The organism is Candidatus Hydrogenedentota bacterium (assembly GCA_035450225.1).
Lineage (GTDB): Bacteria > Hydrogenedentota > Hydrogenedentia > Hydrogenedentales > SLHB01 > DSVR01.
This window is the reverse complement of sequence record DAOTMJ010000093.1, coordinates 1-4,395: the sequence shown is the minus strand read 5'-3', so window position 1 is coordinate 4,395 and position 4,395 is coordinate 1. Positions and strand designations below refer to the sequence as shown.

Genomic DNA, 4,395 nt, shown 5'->3' with positions numbered 1-4,395 from the left:
AGATTTTCGGCCACTGATCATCTTTCATCATGTTCGCCAACCGCCGCGCCCGCGCGCCAACCTGTGACGCCCATTTCGAGTCGAGCATTTCGAGCGATGCCAGCGCGAATTCGCCCGCCTCGATTGCGGCCCGCATTTTGCGAAACGACCGCAACCCGCCTTCGCCGAGGTTGTGCGCCATGTCGATCAAGACGGCCCGGCGCACGGGAGACAGTGCATACCAGCCGCCGAAGATCCGCACGCATACGCCCTCGGCGTGTATCAAATCCACGTCCAACATTTGATCGGCCTCCCGTTGCGAGATACCCACATCCTCAAGGTTCCGGCCCCAACCGATTGTCAATTTTCCAACCGTGTCCCGGTACGGGCGCAAGGAGCATCCCTCGTGATATTTGACCAGATCCCTCGTGTTGTTGGCAATCATAACCGTATCCTTTCCCTAGTTATGCTTGTTCCTTGGAGCCACGGCCTGCATATCAACCCTCGCCCTCGATATGTTTGGCGCGGGCGCACCGAACATTGATCTGGTTGATCATTTCCACGATGCCCTTTTTCCCGTTGCCCCAAATAGCCTTTTGCAATTCGCTCGTGTCCTTTTGGACCTGCCTCAATTCGATTGCAACGCTTTTGTTTTCTCGCATGAATTCATCGAACCGGGCCAGCGACTGTTTGATGGCCGAATTGTTCCAGAAAACGCCGAGGATCGTAATGACGCCGCCGCCTATCAGTAGGAAGTCTTTCGCGCTGTCAAGGTCAACCGGCATCTCGCCACCTAGTTTCTCTGTGTAGTCTACTGTTTTCCGTGTCGAAAATCAAGCCACAGGCAAAATACTGTTCGCATGAGCCAGCCATGTCGCGCCGCTGTCAAGTGAAATTTTCGGCAGGTCATATCGAATCGCGCCGCCTTCCGAAAAATTGGATCTGTTCCAGCCGATCTGGCTTGTAATATTAGCAATATTATCGGCGCGTACCGCCGCCGCAAGCGTTTCCTGATATGACGTTGGTTGCGGCCAAGGCGAGTTCAGGTCTGCCAGTATCCCGTCATAAACAGACACAATGCCGAGTTGGTTTGCTGCAACGGCTTCGGCCCGTGCCTCGTTCGCCGCCGATATCGCCACGGGAATCTGTGCAGTGGCCCAATTCCACAGTTCTATCCAATACGGGTTATTGTAAACACCACTGAAGTAGTTATTGGACTGATTCCACATTCGCGATTTTAGTTCGACAATAGCGGCGAAATAGGCGTCGTATTTTTGCGGTCCCCAGTAATAGTTGCTTATTGTAACATTGCGAGATCCGCCGATGATTCCCTGTGCCGCAACGTGGAGCGTTTTTTTTGGCGCAAGAGTAAACGGCCCGATTATTCGAGTAACTATTTCAGGGTTGGAAAACGCACGGTTTACGCTCCGAATATCGGCCCCGGTCCTAAACGCCGCCAAGGAAAACGGTTCTCGTGGCGTTGACGGATAGACGCTGCCGTTACCACCTGCGCCCGTGGCGTCAAAGTCCGCCTTCGAGATTTCACCAAACGCCAGAGAGTACGGGTAGGTGCTGTTTGATTCGATGCTGGGCGATGATCCGTATCCGCCCGACAGTTTGAAGTCCAACCGTAACATGAACGTCTGGGGTTGATCTGTAATATTGACATAGCGAACGGCCATTGCTCGGTTTAGTGTACAAGTCCCATATTGAGCATATGTTTCATACGACGGCGGTCCGGAATCTATATGATACGCATAACAGACACTGGCTTGTGTGTACTGATAGTCCGGCATGCTCGGAGAATTCGTGTACCCGAACATTCCGAGTGTGTACAGATTCGCGGGGATTTCCGTATTTTCGCGCGCCTTGGCCTCGTTATATTGCTCGCGGATCGCGGCTTTGAACGCCGGATCGTTTTCTCCATCGAAACCGTATGCCGGATATGGGCCGGGCGGATAAAACACAGGCAGGATGGCGTTGTATGCTGCCCCGTAGCCCGCCACGTAATGCGCGCATCCCGTCACCCCCCAGACGCGGTATCGGACGCCGAGCGGGGCGAGTCTGGTATATCTCAACTCCCTTAATAGCGTTGCGATGTTTAGTGATTTTGTAGATAAATCCCACACATCGGTCGGGTATGCCGTTTGGTTTGCCTGGATTTTGTGTGGCGTCGTGTCTGGTGAGAAATACCAGTCTGGATAATCCTGAATCACGCGCAATGCGGCCAAGAGTTTATGGACGGTCGCCGCCGCGATATCCCGGCCATATTTCACACCGCCCGCGCCGCTTTCCCCGGTGTCCATCCCGGCAACGAGGCTTTCATACGGTAGCGGTTCCTTTGTGGACTGCACGATGGCTTCGCGTTGACGGTAAACGTCTATCAGTTTTTGCAATGATTTGTGGTTTAGCACAAACACGGGCTGGTTGTTTTCGGGCGAGTACAGGTCGCCTTCCGGCGAGCCGTAGGTGCGATCCGTCCACTCGGATCTGAAATCCCGGCCTACGTCCCCGTGATCGAGGATCATTTCATGTCCCCGGCGTTCCCGTGGCCGATGGGAATCGCGCCAGCGGATACCATTTTTGATAGCCCTGCTCCGCATACCAGACTTGCTGTTTGCAGGATATCAGTGTTGGTTTTGTAGGTATATCGGGAAACGTGTTGTATGTTTTGATTTCCGTTCCGCCGCCGCCGCCGATCCGAATCAGGGCGATATGTGCCGTCGTGCGCGGTTTCGATGCGTCCTCCCAGATCACGTCCGCCACGCCGTCATCTGCTATCAGGAGCAGGCCGGGATGCGCATGGGACAGGCGGGCCCGTTTGGTGGTTGCCGCTGTGTCGGATTCCGCGATTACAAGTGCTAGTGTCATACCCATATAACACACTGGCAACGCCAGATATGGACCGTGCTTAGTGGTGGTAACAGCGAACGGGGCGGTGTTGTCCGCTTCGCTCGATGTGCCAACCAAGCCGATCCGGTGATCGCCGCTGTATAATCCAATTCCAGCCGGATCGGATAGCGGCCCCTGATAAATTTTGTAGGATTTGTAGGGCTGCAAAATGTTGCCGCCCATGTTGACGCCAAGGCAATACAGGGCATCGCCACGCCGGTCGGTGCTGGCGTCCTGAAACAACTGCACGCCGTCCGGCGTTTCCCCGCCCGTCGTGCCACCGCCCAAAATGACGCGGGAAGCCTCGATGTTTTTTTCAAGGCCGTTCAAATAGGCCGCTGACAATCCCTCGCCTCGTTTCACGGGCATCGGTTACATGCTCCAGTTTATGGCCGCCGGGACAGCCGGGTATCCTGTAGGCCCACCGCCAATTACGCCATTCGGTTCGTATGGCCCGACAAGGCCGAATTCGCCAAAATTGGCATATTCATACACCTGATCCACTACGATCCTAGTAATCCCTCTGTTGCCGTAGGCGTCCTGCCCGAAACGCGCCCAGACGTAATCCCAACCGGACAGGATTGGCAGGGTCAAGGTCTCGCCGTTCAACGCCTGCGTGGAATACCATGTTATATAAGGCGCAACGAGAAAGTCGTATTCGACTTTTGCGAACCCTTGCGGCGTTTGCGAAACTTCCGTTCCGATGCAAAGAACCATTCCGGGAGCGAATCCCATCCACGTATCGTTATTGATCGTGCCTTGCATATCGGCCAAAAACGCCAGATTCGCAGGTGTAAGATGAGACCAAACTTTCGAGACATGTATCGCGAATTTCGGTTTATAAACATCGGCCCCTTGCACATCGCCCCGCTGATCGACGTTGATCGCCGTGCCAGGATCTTCCTCGTCGATTCCCACGGAGGCGGTATAGGTCGAATTCAAAACCGATTTGACCTTTTCGGTCCCGGCCCGCATGGTGAACGTCCACTGTTCGCGCGACGGCGTCATAGACATGTCGAACACCGCGTCAAACACCAGCGATACCCTAGTGCTTTTCTCCGTTCCGCTAATAGGTTCCGTGCGCAATTCCGTCAACGTGAACGCCTCGAAACCGTATGCCGGATATGGCCCGCCGATCATCGGCAAAAACGGGATCAGGTCTTCCGCCGACATGTTGCAGTCGTAGATCTTTTCGATGCGGAACCCGCGCTCGCCGATTGACATGCGCGGGCTATCTGCCTTTTCAGGAAACATCTGGTAAAAAGTATGCATTTATACCACCACCGCCATCGGGTCATCTGTGTTGACCGCGATCTGTTTGAGTAGATCTTTGATATCCGCCAATTGGTCCTGTACTGTAGTGGTAGTAGTCCTCTGATCTATCGCATACGCCGCTTGGTAGGCATACGCTCCTTGCGCGCCGACCGTTTCGAGCCGTTTCGCGAGCCCTTCGCCGAGGTCCATTTTGGCAAGGCCCGTTGACAAGTCGCGGGGTTTGAATTCCGGCGCTTTCGGCAATTCGAT

6 protein-coding genes are annotated in these 4,395 nt (G+C 54.6%); all 6 read right to left on the bottom strand.

The window, feature by feature from the left end:
* Nucleotides 1–424 (bottom strand): lysozyme (locus P5540_19770; GenBank protein ID HRT67052.1); only part of this gene is annotated, 424 nt, incomplete at its 3' end.
* 52 nt (nt 425–476) lie between these two features.
* The gene (locus P5540_19765; protein ID HRT67051.1) at nt 477–764 is read right to left on the bottom strand and encodes a hypothetical protein; all 288 of its coding nucleotides are present in this window, start codon (nt 762–764) and stop codon (nt 477–479) included.
* 48 nt (nt 765–812) lie between these two features.
* A complete protein-coding gene (locus P5540_19760) occupies nt 813–2,507 on the bottom strand; it encodes a hypothetical protein (GenBank protein ID HRT67050.1) in 1,695 nt (564 codons plus the stop codon).
* Between the two features lies 1 nt (nt 2,508).
* Nucleotides 2,509–3,240 carry a hypothetical protein gene (locus P5540_19755; protein ID HRT67049.1) on the bottom strand — a complete coding sequence of 244 codons (732 nt, stop codon included), beginning with the start codon at nt 3,238–3,240 and terminating at the stop codon, nt 2,509–2,511.
* Between the two features lie 3 nt (nt 3,241–3,243).
* On the bottom strand, nt 3,244–4,095 hold the full coding sequence (locus P5540_19750; protein HRT67048.1) for a hypothetical protein: 852 nt from the start codon (nt 4,093–4,095) through the stop codon (nt 3,244–3,246).
* Between the two features lie 48 nt (nt 4,096–4,143).
* The coding region (locus tag P5540_19745) for a hypothetical protein (protein ID HRT67047.1) at nt 4,144–4,395 on the bottom strand (252 nt) is incomplete at its 5' end.